This window comes from Bartonella capreoli (assembly GCF_902813205.1).
In the GTDB taxonomy this organism is placed as follows: Bacteria; Pseudomonadota; Alphaproteobacteria; order Rhizobiales; family Rhizobiaceae; genus Bartonella; species Bartonella schoenbuchensis.
The window spans coordinates 1-712 of the sequence record NZ_CADDZX010000075.1; the positions used below are offsets into that span (position 1 = coordinate 1).

Below are 712 nucleotides of genomic sequence, written 5' to 3' on the forward strand. Positions count from 1 at the left end.
GTACAAAGTGGCTTTGGTGTAACGCATCATATAGATGGTATCCTTGAAGTAGGGCGTAAAAAAAAAGGAGAATAACCACAGTGAGTTCATCAACATGATGGTGAGAAAAGAGGTGTTCATTTTATTGCTCGAACAAGAGAAACTGCTCAAGCGTTGTCTGCTGCTTTTCAAGCACAAGAAACAAAACGCGGTGTAACTTACAAAATGTTTGGAAAAAAAGAAATCTTACCCCATGCTTTTATCAAAGGTGGGAGTTTTCCAAAGCGTGTTGAATTAAAAAAGCTGAATGGGAATGTCTTTCAAAGAGCGGATGGAGATCAATTCCCTATTGCAAAACAAGAGGGACCGTCAATTGCTAGAGTGATGTCCAAGCCAGAGATTGCAAGTGCTATTGTAAAAAAAGCCAATGAAAGATTAATTGCCAACATACAGTACCAACTTGCTCGTCAAGAATATGCCGCCAATAAGAAAGCTAAATAATGTTCTTAAGCTTTATCTTTGTATCACATATTCTTATGAGTTTATGCATTATATACCTTGATTGCAATTTTAAAAACAAAGGATAGATGAGGTGTGGGGTTTTGGTAAAAAAGTAAATAAAAGAAATATAAAAGATGGTTGGTAGGGAGGGAGAATCGGGACGGGGCAGGATGGGTAGGGGAGCGCCGGTTAAAGGAGGGGAAAGGTGGGGGCTGAGTGTTAATCGGACTAT

The 712-nt window shown here is 39.2% G+C and carries 1 pseudogene; it reads left to right on the top strand.

Annotated features, from left to right (window positions below):
• Positions 1 to 165 precede the first annotated feature (165 nt).
• Positions 166 to 480, top strand: a pseudogene (locus J7R05_RS07380) (hypothetical protein); the annotation flags it as partial.
• Between the last annotated feature and the right edge of the window lie 232 nt (positions 481 to 712).